This window comes from Salsipaludibacter albus, from assembly GCF_019798055.1.
Lineage (GTDB): Bacteria > Actinomycetota > Nitriliruptoria > Nitriliruptorales > Nitriliruptoraceae > Salsipaludibacter > Salsipaludibacter albus.
In genome coordinates this window covers 69254-91287 of record NZ_JAHOPH010000003.1, presented here as the reverse complement: position 1 = coordinate 91287, position 22034 = coordinate 69254, and the positions used below count along the sequence as shown (strand labels likewise).

Sequence of the window (22034 nt, the reverse complement as noted above, 5' to 3'; positions counted from 1 at the left end):
CCGAGGGTGACCCCGAACGGGAGGTGGACGCGGTCGAGGCACTCCGCGACCGCCGCGTCGACGGCCTGGTCTTCGGAGCGTTGTTCCACCGGGCAACAGACGACACCCGACCTGTCCGACACCCCGGTCGTGCTGCTCGATGCGTGGGACCCGCACCGTCGGGTGTCCGCGATCGTCCCGGACGACGAGGTCGGGGGCCATGACGCCACTGCCCTGCTGACCGCCGCCGGCCACCGCCGGATCGGGTTCATCAACGACGACCACGACGTCCCCGCAGCGACGCTGCGCCTGGAGGGCTACCACCGGGCGCTCGCCGAAGTCGGACTAGAGCCGGACCCCGACCTGGTCGTGTACACCGACGACCCGATCACCCCGGTCGGCGGGCGCACGGCCGTGGGTCGGTTGCTCGACCTCGACAAATCCTCCGACGGCCGTGTTCTGCTTCAACGATCGCATCGCCAGCGGGGCCTACCAGGCCATCCGGGCACGCGGACTGACCATCCCCGGCGACATCTCCATCGTCGGGTTCGACGACCAGGAGGCCCTGGCCGAGGGGATGGATCCGCCCCTCACGACCATGGCGCTGCGCGACGAGGCCATGGGCCGATGGGCGGTCCTGCGGCTGCTGGACCTCCTGGACGGAACGGGTGATCCTGAACCCGTCCACCGCGCGCCGTGCCGCCCGGTCCTGCGCGCCTCGCACGAGCCACCGCCCAGCACGCCCTGACGGCACGGCAACGGGAGACCACCCCGCCTCTCCCCGGTTTCCCGGTCGACTCTGTCGCCTCCACGATCTCCGGCACACAACGGCGACCCTGTGGCTGCAGGCAGGCGTGAACCCCAAGATCGTCTCCGAGCGGCTCGGTCACCACTCGACCGCGTTCACGCTCGACGTCTACAGCCACGTCCTCCCGGGCATGCAGGCCAAGGCAGCACAGCACGTCGCACGAGTCCTCCGGGCCCACCGTGAGCCCCCGGCACCTGCACCCCCGGAAGACACCGACTCCACCCCCAGACGGACGCTCCTGAACATCGACGACCCGGCCCCATGCCCCGGTCGACCTGCCGCGAAATGTGTACCCATCGGGCGGATTCGTGTACCCGGGAGCGGCCCGAGATCCCGCAGTCGTGACCCGAGGCGTACCCGGCGTCTTCGACGGCAACGGGCCCGAAGCCCGAAACGGCGAATCCGGCCCCGGGGGCCGGATTCGCGTTGCGCGCTGGGAGGGATTCGAACCCCCGGCCGCCTGATCCGTAGTCGGAACAGGGCCGTTGCGGCACCCGGTGGGCCGGGTCGGAACATGCCGCTGAGCAGGGAAAACTCGTCGCAGAAAGTCAGGCGACGCCGGTGCCTGCATGCCGAATCCAGCCTCTCGCGTGTACCTCTCGTGTACCCAGAACGGCCCGAATCGTCTGACCCCCAGTCAGGCGATCGACGTTTCGGAGACCTGCCTCGACTGGCCTGGCCACCGGGTCGGGACCGACCTCCGGAGAGAGCTCGAGCCGCGGTCGCGCCATGACCGCCGACGGAGCTGACCGGGGCCTGCAGGCACGCGACATCGTCGCGTTCGGCCAGGAGTTCGGCCGGGTGCTGTCCGACGGCCGCATCATCGGCCGCGCCGAACCCTTCGCCAAGGTCTTCCCCTCGTCGCGCGCCGTCAAGCGTGCCGTCGGCCCGATCGCGTGGGCGATCCTGGAAGACATCGCCCTGGACGCCCGGCTCGACGACGCAGGAAGGCTGGTCGCCGAGACCAACGTCCGCCGCCTGGCCGACAACCTCGGTCTGGCGAACAACACCGTCACCAAGCACCTCGGGCGGCTGCGCGACCACGGGTTCGTGCTGCACGAGGAGCACCGCGAGGCGGGCTCGGGGATGTACGCCGCGTCGCGCTACGTGCTGGACCCGTCAGCGTGCCTGGAGCGGTTCACCCACACCCCACCGTCGGGCGCCACTGCGGCGTCAACCCCCAATCGCGCGGCTGTGGACAACTCCCATGACGTCTCGTCAACCCACAATCCCGCAACTGTGGATAACTCTGCGGCCGAATCCACAGATCGGGCTGAATCGTCCACAGACGACGTTTCCAGACCGTGTCGCAATTCTTGCGACACGGTGCCGTCCACCGTGTCGCAATCCACGCGACACCGTGATTTGCGACATAACAGAGAAGTTGTTGTTGGAGAAGAAGAACAACAACAGACCGCGCGCGAATCGAACGACGAGCCGCCGCCGACCAGCCGTCTCGGTGAGCCTGAGCAGGACTTCTCCTCCGCGGTCGCGGACGACCCGACCGACCTGGACTCGTCACACGAGCTCGAGGGAGACCCGGGCGAACACGCTGAGTTGATCGAGCGGCTCGTCAGCGTGGGCGTCGCGGACGGCCAGGCGCGGTCGCTGATCGCCGCGCATCCGGTCGCCCAGGTCGTCGACGTGCTGGACGCCGTCGAGGTCACCGAGGCCCGCAGTCCAGCGGGGTGGGTGGTCACCGCGATCCGTGACGGCTGGGACGTCTCCCAGGCCGCCGAGCAGCTGCGCAGTGAGCGGAAGGCCCGGCGCTTGCGGGCCCGGGACGGGGCCCTTCGGCGCCTCGCTCGTCAGCGGGAGGATCGCCAGCTCGATCGCAGCACGCGATGGGAAGCCGCCGTGTCCGGCGCGCTCGACAACGACCAGCTGGCCCGAGCCCTCGAGGTCCACACGTCACCGCTGGCCGGCGTGGTCGGACGCCGGTCGGTCCCGGTGGCCACCGCCCAGATCGTCGGCTGGGCCGTCGCCGCCCACCGTGCGGATCCGGGTGCGCCGCTCGCCGACCTCCTCCCCCGCCTCCTGGCAGGCGACCCCACGCCAGCGCCCGGCTCTCGCGGGTCCTCCGGACCGGCCAGCCGTCCCCCTGGCGTCGAGGAGTCCCTGCCCGAGCCACCTACCCAGACCGGCCCCGCGGCGCCGCTGAGGGCCCGTGTGGCGCGTCTCCTGCCAGACCTCGACACCCCGACCACCGAACGCACGACGACCGCCTCGCGCAGCTTGGAGCCGAGATGAACCACGACCACGAACCCACCCTCGCAGCGATCGAACAGCTCGCGATCGCCGAGGGCATCCCGCAGGGAGACGCCGACGCCTACGTCGCCGACGAGCTGCGGGTGCCCTTCGACCACTACGTCGCCTACCAGCTCGTGTGGGGTGCGATCGAGACCTACCGGCGCACCTACCCCGAGCGGTCTGGACGGCTCCACCTGGTGGACCCCGACGGGGACACGCCCGGCGCCGAGTACGCGCCGCAGCTGCGGCGGCTGTTCGAGCTGGCCGGCGCGATCCACGAGGCCGCGGTCAACGGGGGCGGCGACATCCGCGCCACGGTGCGTGAGCTCGCCCGCGACCTGATCGGCGAACTCGTCGACCTGGCCGATGTCGTCCTGGCATCCCCCGGCCACGACCCAGCCACGGCCTCGACCTCGGGGGGTCGGCCATGACCGCGCCCCACGAGACCGATGAGTTCCGCAACGCCGCGACCTACACCGTCGCGGTCACCTACACCGTCGCCGGCGGCACCCGGGTCGAGACCGCACACCGGCGCGCCCGCCGGGTCGCCGAGCGGGTCGCGGCCGCCACCGCACGGCTGGGCGTCGTGGTCGAGGCCTCCGCGGTCGCGGGGACACCGGGCACGCACGGCGAGCTGGTCGCGCAACAGCGGGTGGCGTTCGCCGGCGCGAACACCGGGACCGCCCCGGCCGGCAAGCCGAACCTGCTCAGCAGCTACATCGACCCCGAGCACGAACGCACCCTGGTGTCGCTGGCCGAGGCCAACCGCCGGGCCCGTGAGCGTCGCGAAGCCGACGCGGCTCGCCGCCGGGCCGTCGGCTGCCCCAACGCCTACCGGACACGCCTGGTCGACGACGTCGCGTGCAAGTGCGTGTACTGCCAGCCCGGACGTCACCTCGACCTGCTGACCGACCCGACCGCCACGCAAGTGTGGACACCCCGATGCATCTGCAGCCAACACGTCGAGGAGCCAGGCCAACGATGCACCACCCACATCAACACCGAGATCGTCGTCCTCGACGACGACCCACCAGAGCTCCAACACCTCGAGGAGCTCCACAGCGAGGTCACCCCAGTGACCACGCAGACCCCCAACTACGAGGACCACTACACGGACGTTCCGTCCGACCTCCAGAAGCAACCACACAGACTGGCACCGGGGGATGCACACCCCCGCCGTGACGGCTCCGGTGACGCCTCCGGCGGGGGTGATCGGTGATGCTGAACATCGGTCGCATGGCCCCCGGCGGCGAGGACTACTACCTCGCCACGGTCGCCGACGGCGTGGAGGAGTACTACTTCGGCCACGGCGAGCTCCCCGGCCGCTGGCTCGGCGGCGGCGCCGACACCCTCGGCCTGTCAGGACGTGTGACGCCGGAGCAACTGCGGACCGTGCTGGGTGGCCGAGACCCGGCTGATGATGCGCCGCTGTTGGCGCAGCGGCAGCGGACCGTGCCCGGGTTCGACCTGACCTTCCGTGCTCCGAAGTCGGTGTCCCTGTTGTATGGGCTCGGCGACGACGACGTCGCCGACCAGGTCCGCCAAGCCCACGACGACGCAATCGAAGCCGCGGTGGGCTACCTCGAACGCGAAGCCGTCTGGACCCGCCGCGGCCGCGGCGGCGCCGAACGGGTCCCGACCACGGGGGCAGTTGCTGCGGCGTTCATGCACCGCACCTCCCGGGCCGGGGACCCGCTGCTGCACACCCACGTCCTGGTCGCCAACCTCGCCCAGGCCGCCGACGACGGCCAGTGGCGCACCGTCGATTCACGACGTCTGTATGCCCATGCCAAGACCGCCGGCTACCTCTACCAAGCCCACCTCCGCGACCACCTCACCCGCACCCTCGGCGTCGCCTGGACCCCAGTCACCAACGGCACCGCGGATCTGACCGGCGTGCCCCGCGAGGTGATCGAGGCGTTCTCCCAGCGCCGCGCCGAGATCCTCGACCTCATGGAACGACGCGGAGAGACCTCTGCCCGCGCCGCCCAGATCGCCACACTCGAGACCCGCGAATCGAAGGCCGACCTCCCCGACCAGGCCACCCTCCGCGACCGCTGGGCGGACCAGGCCACTCAGCTCGGGTTCGACCCCGCCGAGCTCTCCGCCATCGTCCACAGCCGGGTCCTCGAGCCGGTCGCCGGCGACCGACTGGCCGGCGTCGCAGACGAGCTGCTCGGACCGGACGGGTTGACGGCTCGTGCCTCGACGTTCACCCGGCGAGACGTCCTGCGGGCCTGGTGCCAACAGCTTCCCGACGGCTCCCCCATCGGCCGTGTCGAGCGCCTTGCCGACGTGCTGCTGGACGACGAGGCGGGCGGCGTCGTGGCGCTGGACCAGCCCGACGGCACGGTGCAGCTGCTGTCGTCGCGCGACGTGATCCGCCGACCCGACGGCACCGCAGTGGCGGCCCTGCCGGACGACACCCGCTACTCCACCCCCGACCTGCTCGCCCTCGAACAACGCCTCGTCCACCAGTCCACAACCCGCATCAGCGCCGGCGTCGCGATCGTCGACGACGCAACGGTGGATCGGGTGCTGGCCGACCGACCGTCCATCGCCGGCGAACAGGCCGCCATGGTCCGCCGCCTCACCGGATCCGGAGCCGGGATCGAGGTCGTGATCGGCAAGGCCGGCGCCGGCAAGACCTACGCCCTCGACGCCGCCCGCGCCGCCTGGCACGCCTCCGGACGGCGCGTCATCGGCACCGCTCTGGCCGCCCGCGCCGCCCTCGAGCTCGAAACCGGCGCCGGGATCGACAGCTACACCATCGACCGGCTCCTCGCCGACGTCGAACACCCCCACCACGGCGGGCTCGCACCGAACAGTGTCCTGGTGGTGGATGAGGCTGGGATGGTCGGCACCCGCAAGCTCGCCCGCCTCCTCGACGCCGCCGCCACGGCCAACGCCAAGGTCGTCCTCGTCGGCGATCCCTACCAGCTGCCCGAGATCGACGCGGGCGGGCTCCTCCGCGGACTCGCCAACCGACTGCACGTGATCGAGCTGTCCGACAACCGCCGCCAGTCCGCCGGCTGGGAACGCGACGCCCTCGACCACCTCCGCAACGGCGACCCCACCACCGGACTGTCCGCCTACCACGCCGCCGGCCGCATCCACATCGGCGAGACCGTCGACGCCGCCCGCGAACAACTCGTGTCCGACTGGTGGCACGCCCGCACCGAACACGACCTCGACGGCGTCATGGTCGCCCTGCGCCGGACCGACGTCGACGACCTCAACACCCGCGCCCGGACTCGGATGGCCGCCGACGGCGAACTCACCGGCCCCGAGCTCGACGTCGGGGGCAGCACGTTTCAGGCCGGCGACCGGATCGTGTGCCTGCGCAACGACCGCCGCCTCGACGTCGTCAACGGCACCCGCGGGAAAGTCGAGAGCGTTGACGAAGCGGCCCGCACCCTGACCATCCGAATCGACGTCGGCAACCGGCCCGTCGATTTGCCGGCCAGCTACCTCGACGCCGGGCACGTCGACCACGCCTACGCCATCACCGGCCACAAGGCCCAAGGCCTCACCACCGACGCCACCTGGATCCTCGGCTCCGACGCGATGTACCGCGAGTGGGGCTACGTCGCCCTGTCCCGCGGCCGCCACCAAAACCACCTCTACATCGTCGCCGACCCGATCCCGGACCCAGCCGGCCACGACACCGTCCTCGGGGCTACGGGTGACGCAGCCCGGAGGTTGGCCGCCCGGCTACGTCGCTCCCAAGGCCAACACCTTGCGCTCGACCACACCGGCCAGGACTTCACAGGCCGCGACGACCACGACCTGCAGGCCGTGCACGACCAACTGCGCACTCGGCTACTCCAAGCCGCCCGGACCGAGCCGACACCGAACCACGACCAAGTCGAGGCCCGCCACCACGAGCTCACGGCCCGAGTGGACGAACTGGCCCAGCAGCTCGACGCGCTCGAGGCCAAGCCGCCAAGCCGCTGGCGGCGCCGGCCCAACCCCGACGAGACCGCGCGGGTCCAGGCGGCACTGGAGATGACCGAGCGGCACCTCGCAGAGGTCGCAAGCGGACTCGCCCACCCGGAGTCCTCACACGAGCTATCGGACCTCTTGGAGGCCTTCGAGGACGTCGACCAGGAGCTCGGCCGCCGTGCCCACCTCCGATCAGTCGCTGCTGGCCACGAACTCTCCGACCACCTGACCAGCACATTTGGGCCGCGCCCGGACACGCCGGCCGAGCGCAACGGGTGGACCGCCCTCGTCACCGCGATCGAGCACTACCGCACCACCTGGGGCATCGACGACCCACGAACCCCTCTCGGCCCCCGGCCATCCGACCTGACCCAACGACGTGCCCACGACGCGATCGCGTCGCAACTCCCCGACGCCCACCGTCAGCCGGACCGTGACGTCCACGACCCAACACCCGTGCGCGACCTCCCCGCCCGTCGCCGAGCCTGACAAAGGAGCTGCCATGACCCCGGCACCGGCAGCAGCCCTCGCGGACCAGCCCGCCCGCGCCGACGCACGCCACCTGACCGACGACCAGATCGTCGAGGTCATCGGCAGCCTCGTCCGCCTCCACCTCGAGGTCGAACGGGGACTGCGCCCGCCCCAGCATCTCGCCCCCTACCTCACCCCGGCAGCACAGCGCCAAATCCAACTGAACCCCCGCCGTGTCTTCCCCCACGGTGGACCCGTACACCCACGCGACATCGGCACCCCCCAGCTCACCCGCTACGCCGACGGCCGCATCCACGCATCGCTCACCGCCCGGGAACAACACGACCGCTGGAGCGCCATCCTTCTGCAGCTCACAACCGGCCGCGACGGACAGCTCGCCGTGTCCGAACTGCAACGTGTTCCCCAGCGGCCGCTCGCGCGACACGTCGAACGCTCGGCCCAGTCCGACCTTCGAGGTCTCCTCGAGTGGGTGGAACGAGAGCGCGACATCGTTGAGGCGGGGCATGTCGCAGAACGCGAGGCCGGATCCTCCACGTCTAGGCACGCCAGCCGCCTTGCCGAACTCGACCGCGAAGTTGCGGACCTGCAAACCCGGGTCTCCCACCGTGAGCAGGTCGAGGCCACCAAGCACAGCCTGGAAGCGCCACCGCTATACGTCACCAAGCTCCTCGGTCAACCACCCGCCCACAACACCTGGCAGCGACTTCAGTGGGACTCAGCGCGCGACGCTATCGAGGAGTACCGGCAGTGCTACCAAGTCGAAGGCGACGCCGCACTTGGCCCACTCCCGACAAACCAAGAGCAGCAGGAAGCCCGCAGCGAGGTCGCCCGACTCACGCAAGCCATCCAGCAACAGCTCCGACGGAACAACTCAGACCTTGCCATCTCTCCCGACCGCAGCCACGCTCTTGAGCGTTGATGGCGGGAAGGAAGAGCCGACTGGGGGCTGAGGGCGGTCACGGATGCCTCGGGGACGTCTCTTTCTGTCCATCCCGGGCCGTGTGCTCGTGCCGGTGATCGGCAGGCATCGGGCGGTAGATCACGTCGGACTAGTGCCGTGCATGGCCACGGCTTGGTCGACACATCGCTGCCCGTCGTTGATCCGGCACGTCCTCCTGGACTACCGGCACCGATTCAACGTGTCGCACGACTCAATTCTTGGACCGCCGCCTTCCGTCCCCAGGAATGCCGCTCACCAGGAAGCGACCGGCGACCTACTCCGCGAGCTCCTTCGAAGCCGCACCGCTGGGGGCCGAACAGGTCCCATGAACACTCGTCAAGGCTGGACCTGAGCTAGGTGGCGGCATGCCCTTCTGCTAGCACGTCACTTCGCTCCTCGACGGCCCGACTCCTTGGCCGTGGGTTGAGGTTGCGGGTTTTGCGACCTCATGTGAGGTACCGTAACGCGAAGCGCCGTAGCCGGGAACCGTTCTGGGCCGAGAGGCGTGTGTGAGATGAGGATCATGATGGGAATCAGTCACCCGCAGGCTGTCGACACGACCGTGATCCACGAGGGGCAGGAGACGGCCGCCGCTCTTGCCGCACTGGGGTTGACAGAGTCCCTGCTGCTCGAGTCCGCTGAGTGGGGGCTGCGTCACGCGTTCAGTTGCACGCTCCATGAGCCCCCCTCGGTGCCGGGGATCATCGCGTGGGGCAAGATCGTCCGCGCGCTACGCGACCGACTCGTGGCTGCCAAATGGCAGTCCAACAATGCATCCAACTACGCCACAGTCATCAGCCCGACCGGCCAGGACGCGATTGCCGTGGCGGCCGGCAACGCGGCGACCGGTCGTGCCAGTGAAGTCGTCGCCACCCGGACGACCAAAGGCCCACTGACGCGATCGCGCACTGCGAAGAACCAGCTCTCGCTGTTCGAGATGGTCGCGGAGCAGTTCCCGAGCCCTCGCGCTCTACCCGATGAGGGGGTGCGTACTTGGCTGCTGCTGCACTACGTCGATGACGAGGCCGAGGAGATCCGCGTTGAGCTGTCCCTGCCGGTCAACATGGATGAAACGGGTCGGGTGACCGGCTGGCAACAGCGCATCATCCTGTCGCCGATCCCGCACCTGCCGGAGCCGTTCTCTGAGGATGCCCCACTCGCAGCCGAGGATGTCGACGACGTCGACATTGACATCCGCCGGCGAGCCTGACAAGCCAAAGCGCAAACTGTACGGGGACACACTTTGCCGAGGTTCAGTCCAATCCGCCTGGCTCTCGCCCGCGAGAGGCGAGGGATGACGAAGCGTGCGCTCGCAGAGGCCGCCGGCGTCTCGACACGGAGCCTGTCCGCCTACGAGAGTGACAACGCCGACCAGGAACCCAGCAGCGAGACCGTGCGGAGGCTCGCAGAAGCGTTGGGTTTTCCGGAGAGTTACTTCACCGGACCGGACCTTCCCGAACCTCGGTTGGCTGCCGCAAGCTTTCGTGCCCTCTCAACCCTTACGGCGCGACAGCAGAAGCAAGCGTTCGCCTCAGCCTGGTACGCGAGTTCCCTGGCAACCTGGATCGATGACCAGTTCGTACTTCCAAGCATCGATGTGCCAAAGCTCACCGGGGTCGATCCCGAGACAGCGGCTGAGGCGGTCCGTCAGGAGTGGGGCCTAGGTCAGCGTCCCGTGTCGAACATGATTCATCTCCTCGAGGCCCATGGCACACGGGTCTTTTCGTTGGCTGACGAGTGCGCTGAAATTGATGCTTACTCGTTCTGGAACAGCGATGGATTGCCCTACGTCTTCTTGAACACGCTCAAGACTGCAGAGCGAAGCCGCATGGATGCCGCCCACGAGCTGGGTCATCTGGTCCTGCACTGGGGGCATGACCGGCCTAGGGGTCGGGCCGCTGAGACAGAGGCAAAGCGGTTTGGATCGGCATTCCTGATGCCCCGTGGCAGTGTCTTGGCAGAGGCTCGCGCGGGGGCTCGACTGTCGCACCTCATTCAGGACAAGCGGCGCTGGGGTGTTTCAGCTGCTGCGCTTGCCTACAGAATGCACGACCTTGGTCTGCTGAGTGACTGGCAGTACCGATCTGTCTACATCGAATTGAGCGAGCAGGGGTTTAGGAAAACCGAGCCCAACGGCATGCAACGCGAGTCATCACAGGTGCTGCTCAAGGTCTTCGGTTCTCTAGCTGACGAGCAACTGGGACGTACGCATGTGGCCGAAACCCTGCAGATTCCCGTCGCCGAACTGGACAAAGTTGTATTTGGGCTGGCCTTGACTCCGGTGGGCGGGGACATCCCTCCCCGAGCGGCCACTTCCAAATCCGGCGAACGGCACCTGAGGTTGGTCGGAGACTGACGACGGCAAGTCCACGGGGTGAGACGATCCGCCGAGAACTCAGCCGCGGTAGAGGCGTACGAAGTACAACTGGAAGGCCACGACCTCGTCGCTCTGGCTTGCGACCGCTCCGATCGGGCCAAGAAGCCCAAGGGTCGTTAGGGTTGGCAGTTCATGTTGGATGGCGACCAAGCCCTATCACCTGCTTCGACGATGAGGTGCCGGGCCGTTCTGCCGAGCCTCCCAGCACGGTTCGGCTTCTCGCTACTCCATCTCCAGGTCTGGGAGACCCTCGATGACGTCGAGTGTCTGCATTGACACGGTGACGACTCGACCGATCAGGTTCAGCAGATAGCTAGGGTCGTCGTGCTCGTCAGCCGAGTCGTTCGGGTCGTTTGTGATGCCGGACTTCGTGTATGTCCTGACTCGCTGCTGATCAACGACCCAGTCCAGCGCGGAGCGTGACCCCAACCGGTAATGATGGGCGCGCTCGGGGATGCCGCGGATGGTGATCCACGGGTTGTAGACGAGCACCGACTTGTCATCGATCTTTCGGCCGCCTGGGTCGCTCGGGTTGGGCTTCTTGGCATAGCGCATCTTCGTGATGCGCAGGTGGTCGCGGTTGGCTTGATCGAAGTCGTCTCTTCGGTCGATGGTGAGCTTGGGCCAGGGTTGCACGTCGTCGTAACTGACATGCAGCGACGCGAGCTGGCGTCCCGCCTCGCCAAGAGCGCGAAGTGTGGTGGGCTTGTCGGGGACGGGGATTCGTGCCAGTGATCTAGCGACGTCGTTGGCGAAGGTGTCGCGGTATTGCGGGTGGTGGAGGATGGCGTACACGATGAAGAAGATGTCGTCCTTGGTGATGTCGGGATCGGCTACTTGGAACAGCTCGTGGGCGTGGTTGGTCACCCCGTCTCGACGGCTGCCCGGTTCGGTCTGGTCGGTCGAGGCGACATCCCTGTCGGGATAGATCCAGCGGGGCAGGAACTGCATGGCGTTGCCAGCGCCAGCCAGCTTGTCGTCGGGGAGCCGATCGACCATGAGGGCCGTAAAGGGAGCGCTCCCCCCGGGTTCCAGCACCCCGATCGCTAGATTGGCCGTCTCTGCGGACGGGAAGATCCGCGGCTGCTTGTAGACGGTGTTGTTCAGCAGCCGACCTGAGTTTGCGTGTCTTGAAACGAACGGTCTGTACATGGCCGGCTGCAGCACGGCGTCGTCCATGCTGTAGGTCTGGCCGTCCACGAGGCGCTTGTAGTCAGCTCGGTCCCAACTGAACTTGGTGGGGTCTCGATCGACCGTCGCTTTCGCGATCTTCGCGCGCTTCGACTGCGTTCCGGTGAGGTTTGGGTGCGCTTGAGCGAATGCCGTGACCTGGTCGTTGTAGTGAGCGAGCATGCGCTCGACGTTCGTCCTGACTCCCTGCTCGGAGGAGTTGTAGTTCCAGGCGTCTCGATTCGACTTCAGGCCGTGTGACCTGATCGCGAATATCGAACCTTCATCGTCGTCGTGAAGCGGGACTAAGTCCTCGAATTTCGCTGACCGCTGGTTGATCCAGTCGCCATAGGCGTTGGGTTCGATGGGTGTCCACGGGAGGTCGGCCAGCTTTGCCTGGGCAGCGCCCTGAGGCCGGAGATTGTTGTCCAAGATGCGAAGCTTGTCTGTTCTGCTTAGGTAGTCGCCGATGTCGATGTAGTGGATCTGGGCGCCGTCCGGTGGAGGGTCTCCCGGAAGCGAGACCAGGAGGGTGATGGCCACGGTGTTGCGACTGCCGCTGCCGAAGACCTTTCCACCCTCCTTTCGTGATAGCTCGCCAGCAGTGCGTTGGTTGCCGCGCAGGTTGTAGACGTAGACGTGGTGGAACTCGTCGGCAAGGGTCAGACGCAGCCCGTCCATGACGTTGGAGTCGATGAAGCCGCCGTTGGTGACGAAGGCCACCACGCCCCCCAGAGTCGAGTCGAGCACGCGCTGTGAGGCCCATCTGATGGCTCGGATGTAGGCGTCGTAGACCGAGCCGAACCGAGTGCCGGCCGACTTGGCGACGTAGGTGTCGGCGATCAGTTTGTCTAGGGCCGGGTAGGCGAGGTTGCCGGTCGCCGAGTAAGGGGGGTTGCCGACGATGACGCGGATGTCGAGTTCGCGTTGCTTCTGTGCGCGGTCGCTGTTGATCGGGAAGACGTCGAGCGTGAGGGCGACGTTGCCTTCGGCCATGGCGAAGGTGTCGGTCAGGACGACGCCGGGGAACGGTGTGTACTCCTCGGAGTCCACGATCTGCTGGTAGGTCGTCTCGATGTTGACGGCGGCGATGTAGTAGGCCAGCAGCAGGATTTCGTTGGCGTGGAGCTCGTTCGCAAACTTTCGGGCCAGGTCGCTGGGCTGAATGATGCCTGATCGGAGCAGACGGGCGAGGAACGTCCCGGTTCCGGTGAACGGGTCGAGAACATGAACGCCCTCGTCGGACATGGATGCGCCGTCGAAGTGTTCGGCGAGGACGGCTTCGGCGGCTCGGAGGATGAAGTCGACGATCTCAATTGGCGTGTAGACGATGCCCAGTGACTTGGCGGTCTCGGGGAAGGCGTTGGCGAAGAAGCGTCCGTAGAGATCCTTGATGATGCGTTGGCGGGCCGCGCCGTCTTGAGGCGGGATCCCTTCGACGCGCTGCCGCACGGAGTCGTAGAAGCGATCCAGCGACGCGGTCTCGGTGTCGAGGCTGTACTGGTCGAGGACCGACGTGATCTCAGCCATGGCCTGCGAGACCGGGTTGGTTAGAGCGAAGCTGCTGGAGTCGAACAGTGCTTCGAAGATGGGCGCGGTAATGAGGTGCTGCGACAGCATGGCGATGGCGTCGTCCTGTGAGATGTCGCCGTTGAGGTTGACGCGCAGTCCGGCCAGGAATCCTGCGAAGGCTTCGTTGGCCTCGGGCTGTTGGTTGAGGATGTCGAGGATTCGTTGGTGGTGTCGACGTGCGATGTCGGCGACGTCGGCTGCCCAGTCCTCCCAGTAGCCGCGGGTGCCGACCTTCTTGACGATTCGGGTGTAAATCGCTGCTGTCCAGTCCTGCCACGAGAATCCACCGAAGGTGAGCTGGCTCGCGCTGTCATCGTCCGTGCCGAGGTCGGCGTCGACGTCAACGATCTGGATCGGGTTGTCCGGGTCTTCCGAGGGGGAGTCCGACAGGTACTGGATGCGGTTGATGTAGCTGTTGAACCGCTCGTCGTGGCTGCGGAGGGCTTGGAGCACCGACCAGACGACGTCGTAGTCGGTGTTGGACTCCAGCACGGTCTCGGCAGACTGGCCGGTCGGGACTACAACGGGCAGGATGATGTAGCCCATCTGCTTGCCCGGCGGTTTGCGCATCACGCGGCCGACGGCCTGGACGATGTCGACCGTGGATCGTTTGGGTTTGAGGAACATGACGGCGTCCAGCGCCGGGACGTCGACGCCCTCGGTCAGGCACTTGGCGTTGGTGAGCACGCGGCACTCGTCGTCGGCCGGGTCGCCTTTGAGCCATCGGATGTCGGAGCGTCGCGCACGGATATTGGTGGTGCCGTCGACGTGCCGCGTTGGCACGCGCAGGTCGATGACTTCGCGGCCCTCCTCCTCCTGCATCTCCACGTAGCGTTCGGCGACCAGGTCGAACTGTTCCGCGAACTGCTGCGACTCTGCGATGGTGGACCAGAACGCCACGGCACGGCGCATCGGCTCGTCTAGGCCGCTGAACGCCCCTGCGCCGACGCCACGACGCTTCCCGAGCCCGGCCAGGCAGCCCACGATCTTGGCGACGTCCGGCAGATTCAGATTCCCGTCGGTCGAGAGCAGGTCTTGGAAGGACTCGCTGATCGCGTCCTCACCGACCGTCATGATGAGGACTCGGTAGTCAGCTAGCAGCCCGAGCGAGACGGCTTGGCCGAACCCGAGCCGGTGGAACTCCGGACCGAACACCTCCGGGTCGTCCATGGACGCCACGATCACGTCGTGTTCGGTCGCGTCGGTCTTGGCTGCCGGCTTGTAGACCCTCGGCGTGGCGGTCATGTACAACCGCTTGGCTGCTGGGATCAGCTCGTTGTCATGCACTGTGACGAACGCGGTCGCGTCCTCGCCAGCCTCGGTGGTACCGGCAGTGCGGTGAGCCTCGTCGCACACCACCAGGTCGAAGGTGAGGCCGGTCGCAGCTTGCAGGTCTGCGGCGACGGCGATGGATTGGTACGTCGAGAAGATCACCGTCATGGCGTCGTCTCGAGGTGTGTGCGCGGTGGCTTGTTGAAGTGCGGCCGCGTCTGTGGTCGGTGGAACCGCCAGGTCATAGGGCGTGCCGAGCTCGCCCTCCACCGGTCTGCCGGCCGTGGTGTCCGAGCAGATCGCGAAGGGACGGATCGGGGTCTTCGTCTGGGCCGTCCACTCCTTCAGAGTCTGGGATATCAGCGCGATCGACGGAGCCAGAAATAGCACCGTCGCCCCCTTACCGGCATGTTCTTCGGCAATTCGCAGGCTCGTGAACGTCTTTCCAGTGCCGCAAGCCATCACGAGCTGCCCGCGGTCCGAAGACGAGAAGCCCGACCGGACTTTGTCGACGGCCGTTGTCTGGTGCGGCCGCAACTCGTGGCGCGCTGTTGGAACGAGATCCGACGGGCTGCCAGGATCGAACGCATCCCAGTCGATGGTCATCTGGTCGAGTTCGTCAACCCCGATACGGATAACAGGGATGGTCTGGTTGTCGAGTGACCCTTCAGCGTTGGTCGACCACTGGTCGCTAGTCGCGACGATGATGCGCTCGTCGAAACCGCGCAGGACACCGTCTATGAGGTGTTGTCGACCGCTCTCGGTGAAGAAGCTGTCGATGTCAGACTTGGTGATTTGGTGCTCTGCTGCGTAGAACTTGCACTGGATCGCGATCAGTCCACCGTCACTGGTCCTCGCCACGAGATCGATGCCCAGATCTAACCCCGGGCGGTCGGGCCAGTCCGCCCACAACCAGACCTTCTCGAAGCGCTCTCGGTATGTCCGATCAAGTCGAAAGGCCGAGGCCATCATCCGCTCGAAGGCAGCGCCTTTGTCGTACTCGCTGGTGGCCGTCGCCCGGATCTGGTCAAGAACTGCAGAGACACCCAAGTCTAGATCTTCCCACGGTCGTCTTAGGCCGGAAGCGTAGAGTCCGATAGAAGCCCGAGGCGACCGATGGTCGACGGTGAGGCGAGTCCCTGGTGCACCCGTCACTGCTCGCTGAGCAGTGGCGTGACGTCATCAGGGAAGAAGCCGCCAGGTGTCGGCAAGCCCTTCTCCGAGTCGGCCCAGACGCGAGCCGAGTGCTCATCGGCCCTCGAACCAGGGCCGCAGTCGCAGGCGGGCGGGCGGCAAGCTTCCGTACACCAGCAGGCCCTCGAAGGGTCGCATGGTGCGGATCATCGAGGCCGACGCAAGCAGCTGTGTCTGTGTCGCCTCAGTGGCTGTTACTCGGCCGTCGGCATCGGTGCTCGTGGAGTGTCGGGCCACGTCGGTCTCACCGACCAGTTGGGCGACGTCGCCGGTGGTGGCGGTGTCTGCCACGCCGCCGAGGACGAGCTTGGCGCGGTGGTTGTTGACCACGGTGGCGGCTGAAGCGCCGTAGCGGTGGGCGATCTGGGCGCGGTCCTGCCACACCGTCACCAGCTGGATGCCCAGTCCGGCGGCGGTCGAGGCGAGTTGGGCGAGGTCGGGAAGGGGGGCGATGTTGGCGGCTTCGTCGAGCACGACCAGCAGGGGCGGGTCGAGCCGACTACGACCGGCGGCGCGGTCGTAGGCCGCGGTGAGCACGGACTGGATGAGGGCGGTGAACAGCGGTCGGAGCCGGGCCTGTTCGTGGATGGGTGCGGACACGTACAGGGTGTGGCTGCCGCCGTCGAGAAGCCGGGCCGGGTCGATCTCGCTGGTCGTCGAGGAGCGTGCGACGGCGGGGTCGGCGAAGGCTCGGAGGATGGTTTCTGCGGTGGTGTAGACGGACGAGCGGGCACGGTCCTCGCGGCCGGTTGAGGCGGCGAACGCGGCGATGGCGTCGGGGTTCCCGGCGACCTCGAGTTCAAGGTCGACCTCGGGCTGTTCCTGCACGTCGACCCACCGGACGACGTCGGTCATGGTGCGGCCGGAGGTGGCTGCCGCGTACAACATGGGAGCGAGGAGTTTGGCGGCGTTGGCGTACCAGAAGTCGGCATCGTGGAAGCCGCCGTCGCGCGCGGCGTCGGTGAGCCAGGTCGCGGTTCGCAGCGCGCCCTGCCAGGTTGTCGATTCGGCCAGAGCGGACCACGTAGCAGATGGGAAGTCGGCGACCGTGTCCGTGGGGTCGTAGATCCACACATCGCCGCGGTCGAGGCGAGTGGTGATCGTGTCGTCGAGCAGGTCAGTCTTGACCGAGGTCGCGAGGACGGGGCCGTCCCATTCGAGGATGGCAGGAATGGCCAGGCCGGAGGTCTTGCCGGACTGGGTGGGTCCCATGACGATCAGGGAGTGGCCCGGCTCGGCCGCCAACAACCTGCCGTGGGCGGTGCCGAGGGTGAGCCTGCCCGGGGTGGGCCTCTTGACGATGAGTGGCTTGAGGTCCTTGGTGGTGGCCCACCGGGCCGACGTGTCGACTTCGGGGGGTCGGCGGCGGATGCGCCACTGAAGGAACACGATCGCCACCGCCAGTGGGACGAGGAGCAGCAGTGCGAGGGTGGTCCAGAACGGAACAGGTCCGGGAACGAGTACGGCGGTTTCAGATGGGAACGCCGCGGCCGGATCACCGGGACTGTCGACCAGAGCGAGCAGGACGGGGACGGTGTCGACAAGCCCCAGTTGCGGCGACTCCCCCAACCAGACCTTCGCAGACACTTGCGCGGTGGTCCACACGAGTGCGGTGGCGCCGACCACTACACCAAGGGTCGAGAGAACGACCAGTTCGAGCGGGGACATCCGCCCGGGCTTCGGCGGCCGGGACGTGGGCGCGGTCGAAGTGGCCATCCGTCAACCCATTCTGGCGTCGGTGTCGACGATCACCCGCTCGGTGGTGTGCCCGAGGACGTGTTCGACGAGGAAGGAGCGGGCGCCGACCCGCCACAGGCCGACGCCGCGGCCCAGTTCGGACAGGATGTCGGCCTCGACGTCGGTCAGGCCGAGCAGATCGGTAGCGCGGTCGGTTTCGGCCGGGGATTGGCCGTAGACGACGCGGGTCTCGGAGTCGGCGAGCAGGCCTTGGGCGAGGGCGACCTGTTCAGAGCCGTGCGCGCCGGCGGCGGTGAGGTCGGACAGGCGGTGGACGACGGCGATGTTTGCCACCCCATACTGCCGCGACAGTTTCCAGGAGGCTTGCAGCCAGCGGGCGATCTCGAGGTGGCGCAGGATCGCCCAGGCCTCGTCGATCACCAAGATCAGCCGGTCCTCGTGATCGTGTGCCTGGAGGGAGGCTTGCAGCCATGCGGTCGCGCACAGCATCAACAGCCCGAGCGCGTCCGACCCATACAACGCCGACAGGTCCAACACCACCACGGGGGCGTCGAGGTCGATCCCGGCCGTGGTGGGGCCGTCGAACATCCCGGCCAGGTCGCCCTGACACAGCCGCCGCAGCTCGAGGGCGACCTGACGGCCGGCCTGGGCAAACGCGTCGGCGTCGGAGGCGACCTGGGCGGCGGTGTCGTCGTCGGGCCACAACAACGCATCCACAACCTGCGGCAACACCAGCTCGTCGCCGTGTGTGCCGGCTGCGGTGGTAACCGCGAGCTCGACCGCGGTCTGTTCCTCGGGCTGAAGTGTGCGCCCGAGCGAGGAGGCGGCGAGCGACGTGAGCAGCGAGATCCGCCGGCGGTCGACGGCGGCGCGGTCGACGGCGGCGCGGTCGACGGTCTCGGCAGTGGGTGCGAGCGGGTTCAGGCGGACGGGCAAGCCTGGCCCGATGCGGATCGGATCGATTCCGCAGGCCGCAGCGAGGGGGCCGTATTCGCCTTTGGGGTCGATGATCCAGGCGCGGCGGCCGAAGACCTGTTGGCGCCACAGGTAGGTCTTGACGAACGACGACTTGCCGCGGCCGACTTGGCCGGCGACCAGCATGTTCGGATTCGTCAACACCCCGCGTCGGTATAGCACCCAGGGGTCGTAGCAGAACGCCCCACCGAGGACTTCGCGGCCGATGTAGACGCCCTCGCCGCCGAGGCCGCCTTCGGACACGAACGGATACGCCGCCTGCAGATGCGCCGTCGACACCCGATGCGCCCCCGCCCCGGCCCTCACGATCCCAGCCCTCGTGCGAGCGGGAGGGTCCAGGTGAACGCGACGTCCTGCTGCCCGTACAGCCGGCGGACCTCGAGGTGGGACTGCTGAGCGGCCTGCTCCAGCTCCCCACACGCCCCCTCGAGCTCGCCATCGTCTTGGGCGGTGACGGTGACGTAGCCGGCGACGCGGTAGTCGGCATGTCCGTCCGCCAGTTCCTGTTCGCGTCGGGACACGGCTTCCTGGGCGCGGCGGCGGCGGGCGGTGAACGTGAACCCAGCCTTGGCGCGGAGTTCTTCGTCGGCCATGGTCTTGACGACCTGCTGTTCGACCTGCCGGTGCGCCTTGAGCGGCGAGACCGGTTCCATGGTCAACGCGATGGTGCGCATCCCGCCGGTGCCGAGCAGGAGGGGGGCGAGGAAGTCGGCGCCGACGGCGGTGCGGGGCCAGTGCGCCACCCAGTAGGTCGCATGCACCACCGGCCCCGACCGATACGACCCCCATGCCGTCTCGGTCGCCAGCGGCCAGGCGTTCGCCGGATCCGTCCCTGCCTCGTCGTCAGCTGCCGCGGCGCGGCGGGCCATGCCGATGCGGGCGTGCGGGTCGAACGCGGTCCGCATCGCGGCAGCGACCATGCGGGGTGGCAGGAGCCCGTCGACGAGGACCTCGGCTGACGGCAGCCGGCGTCGCAGTGCGGACACTTCCCGGAGCAGGACGGCGACGGCGCCGGAGTCGCCGCCGCCGGCCTGCTTGACCTGCCGGCGGGCCTTGAGGGTGGAGATGGACACGACCAGGAAGGTCTCGTGCTGGGGGGCGGCGGGGCCACCTTGGTCGACCAGCTCGAGGTACGACGCGAGGGAGGGGTGGCCGGTGTCGACGGCGACGGTGCGGGCGAGGTAGCGGCCCATCGCGTCGCCGTCGTCGGGGACGGTGCGTTCGACCCACTGCAGCCGGTGGATCGGTGACGACGCCCGCGCCAACCCTGCAAGCACCGCGCCCCAGCCGGCCAGGCGGCGTTGCTTCTCGGGAGTGTCGGCCAACTGGAAGCTGCGCCCCCGCACCGCCAACACCGCCGCGTACACGCCCGTCTTGCGGTCACACACCACCCCCACCGTCCGGCCGGACTGCCCGCTGATCGGGGCAGAGAGGATCTCGACGCCGGTGAGGGTGTCGGGTGGCAGGTTGGGTTTGCCGTCATCGGTCTCGCCCAACAGCGGCAACGTCGACAGGTGGCGGGTCTTGCCGGTGACGAGCCGGGCGAGCCAGCGGGCGCCGATCGGGATCCACTGCTCGACGGTGCGGCCGCCGATGTGCCAGAACGCCGCAACCGCCGCCGACCCGACGATCGCCAGCGCCACGCCCAGCCCGGCAGTGTTGGTGGCCCGACGGATCGTCATGACGGCGAGCAGAAGGGCGACGACGATGACGGCGACCTGGCCGGCCCTCAGCCCGGCGATCAACGTGTCGTCCTCGGCAGCCGATCCGAACTCGTATCGGCGTGGCTCGACCGCACTCATGGCTGCCTCCCATCAGGATCAGGTCCCGGCTCGTCGACGAGCGGGTGGATCCGGAGGTGTTCGAGTCCCGGGCCAGGCGGTCCGGGAGGACGGCCCGGAGGCGGGTCGTCGTTGCCCGAGGGGGTCGACGGCTGGTGACCGTTGGCCAAGGATGGCTGAGTAGGACCGATTGCAGGGCCACGGACTCCGTCCTGTCGCGGGAGGCCGGTGCCGTTGTGCGATGGCCCATCCTGCGAGGCAGGCGACCCGCCCAGACCCTCCGTGGAGGCCACGTCACCCGAAGCACCAGCGCGGGGGAGGCGACCTTTCGACTCCGACTCTGTGCCCTTCGACACGGTCGCCTCACCGGTCTGGGACGCCGTACCGAGCCCCGCTTGGGCAGCTTTCGCACCGGCAGTCGCCACACCCAACGTCCCGGCCGCGGCCGCTCCCCCGGCGACTGCCGCGGCACCCGGCTTGCCGCCATTCAGTCCGACCGCGCCCATCAACCCGCTCGGGCCGCCACCCGCCGCCCCCGCTGCAGCGACCGTCGGTCCGGCCCCGCCGCCCGTGTTGGCGAGGCGCTGGTGGAGCATGTGGGCGATCTGGCTGCGGCCACCACCCGGCGGCGCCACCGCCGCCGTCGGCCGACGCAACGTCCCTTCGAGCTGGCTGGTCATCCCCGCATCGAACACCGGAATCAACCGCAACAGCACATACGGCGCCAACGCAGCCAGCGACAGCAGCGCACCGCCACCCACCACGACCCCATAGCCATCGGTGGCGACGTCGGTGTCCAACGCGGTCGCGGCCAGCGCCATTACGGCCACGATCACGAACTTGGACAGGATGATCGCAACCAGCCCCTGCACAAGCCGCCGCAGCCAATGCGCCGTGGCCGGCCACACCATCGCCATGAACCCCAACGGCAGAAACAGCACCGCCACGTAGATCGCGCCCTGCCGCAACACCAGCTCAAGCCAGATCACAAACGTCGCAAATCCGACCACGATCGCCCCCAACAGCGCCGCGAACCCGGCCGCAGCCCCGCCGGTCGGCAACGCCAACGCAGCGACCGCGGTACCCAGGCCGGTAGCGAAGTCGTTCAGATCTGACCCCATATTGCGGCCGATCCAGTTCGACATCCCATCGGTGATCGTGACCAGCATGTCCACCACCACCACAGCAGCACCGGTCCCCAACGCCGCCAGCGGAACGAACACGAACGCCGACCGCACCAGCTGCCCGAGGTCCTGACGGACGATGCCCTGAATGATCGCCAACAACAGAAACGGCAACAGCCCCAACAGGGCGATCGCGGCCATATCCCCGTAAGCGCCCCGGAACCAGCCCGACGTGACATCAGGCCGGGTGGACCCGTCGATCAGGCCAGTGAGTTGGCCGAGCAGCCACCCAGTCCCGTCGATCACGAACTCCACGATCCCCGCGAGCGCAGCCTTGGCCCCGCCAGCCACGACGGCCCCGGCGCCAGCATCAATGGCACCCGTGATGGCCTCACATGCGAGGTTCTCCACGCCCCACCCGGGGATGTCGCACACGCTTGGGTCGGGCGACGGGCTA

Annotated in this window: 13 protein-coding genes and 1 pseudogene; 9 read left to right on the top strand and 5 right to left on the bottom strand. The window is 68.0% G+C overall.

Annotation, left to right across the window (positions count from 1 at the left end; genetic code table 11):
- Window positions 1-385 precede the first annotated feature (385 nt).
- The 9 genes and pseudogenes from KR546_RS03180 to KR546_RS03140 form a co-directional block, all read left to right on the top strand.
- Window positions 386-727, top strand: a pseudogene (locus KR546_RS03180) (substrate-binding domain-containing protein); the annotation flags it as partial.
- Window positions 648-1520, top strand: coding sequence for a tyrosine-type recombinase/integrase (locus tag KR546_RS18960; protein ID WP_338019081.1), 873 nt, complete (start codon window positions 648-650; stop codon window positions 1518-1520). The pseudogene KR546_RS03180 and the gene KR546_RS18960, both read left to right, overlap by 80 nt.
- Window positions 1517-3037, top strand: a complete 1521-nt coding sequence (locus KR546_RS03170) for a hypothetical protein (protein ID WP_238443253.1) — start codon at window positions 1517-1519, stop codon at window positions 3035-3037. The genes KR546_RS18960 and KR546_RS03170 overlap by 4 nt, the downstream gene beginning before the upstream one ends.
- A complete protein-coding gene (locus KR546_RS03165; protein WP_238443252.1) occupies window positions 3034-3468 on the top strand; it encodes a hypothetical protein in 435 nt (144 codons plus the stop codon). Before KR546_RS03170 ends, KR546_RS03165 begins: the two co-directional genes overlap by 4 nt.
- On the top strand, window positions 3465-4256 hold the full coding sequence (locus tag KR546_RS03160) for a hypothetical protein (RefSeq protein ID WP_238443251.1): 792 nt from the start codon (window positions 3465-3467) through the stop codon (window positions 4254-4256). Before KR546_RS03165 ends, KR546_RS03160 begins: the two co-directional genes overlap by 4 nt.
- Entirely contained in the window at window positions 4256-7471 is a 3216-nt protein-coding gene (mobF, locus tag KR546_RS03155; protein ID WP_238443250.1) for a MobF family relaxase, read from the top strand. The genes KR546_RS03160 and mobF overlap by 1 nt, the downstream gene beginning before the upstream one ends.
- 13 nt (window positions 7472-7484) lie before the next feature.
- Window positions 7485-8393 carry an Rv3235 family protein gene (locus KR546_RS03150; RefSeq protein ID WP_238443249.1) on the top strand — a complete coding sequence of 303 codons (909 nt, stop codon included), beginning with the start codon at window positions 7485-7487 and terminating at the stop codon, window positions 8391-8393.
- A 535-nt stretch (window positions 8394-8928) separates the two neighbouring features.
- Window positions 8929-9624: a hypothetical protein gene (locus tag KR546_RS03145; RefSeq protein ID WP_238443248.1), complete on the top strand. Its 696-nt coding sequence runs from the start codon at window positions 8929-8931 to the stop codon at window positions 9622-9624.
- 33 nt (window positions 9625-9657) lie between these two features.
- The gene (locus tag KR546_RS03140) at window positions 9658-10770 is read left to right on the top strand and encodes a helix-turn-helix domain-containing protein (RefSeq protein ID WP_274387518.1); all 1113 of its coding nucleotides are present in this window, start codon (window positions 9658-9660) and stop codon (window positions 10768-10770) included.
- Between the two features lie 243 nt (window positions 10771-11013).
- Here KR546_RS03140 and KR546_RS03135 read toward each other — a convergent pair whose 3' ends face one another.
- From KR546_RS03135 to KR546_RS03115, 5 genes are all read right to left on the bottom strand, one after another.
- A complete protein-coding gene (locus KR546_RS03135; RefSeq protein WP_238443246.1) occupies window positions 11014-15855 on the bottom strand; it encodes a type ISP restriction/modification enzyme in 4842 nt (1613 codons plus the stop codon).
- 198 nt (window positions 15856-16053) lie between these two features.
- Window positions 16054-17586 (bottom strand): type IV secretory system conjugative DNA transfer family protein, encoded by a 1533-nt coding sequence (locus tag KR546_RS03130; RefSeq protein WP_238443245.1) that lies wholly within the window; start codon window positions 17584-17586, stop codon window positions 16054-16056.
- 132 nt (window positions 17587-17718) lie between these two features.
- Window positions 17719-18951 (bottom strand): VirB4 family type IV secretion system protein, encoded by a 1233-nt coding sequence (locus tag KR546_RS03125; RefSeq protein ID WP_238443244.1) that lies wholly within the window; start codon window positions 18949-18951, stop codon window positions 17719-17721.
- Between the two features lie 23 nt (window positions 18952-18974).
- Entirely contained in the window at window positions 18975-20474 is a 1500-nt protein-coding gene (locus tag KR546_RS03120; RefSeq protein WP_238443243.1) for an SCO6880 family protein, read from the bottom strand.
- Window positions 20471-21988, bottom strand: a complete 1518-nt coding sequence (locus tag KR546_RS03115) for a hypothetical protein (RefSeq protein WP_238443242.1) — start codon at window positions 21986-21988, stop codon at window positions 20471-20473. Before KR546_RS03115 ends, KR546_RS03120 begins: the two co-directional genes overlap by 4 nt.
- Between the last annotated feature and the right edge of the window lie 46 nt (window positions 21989-22034).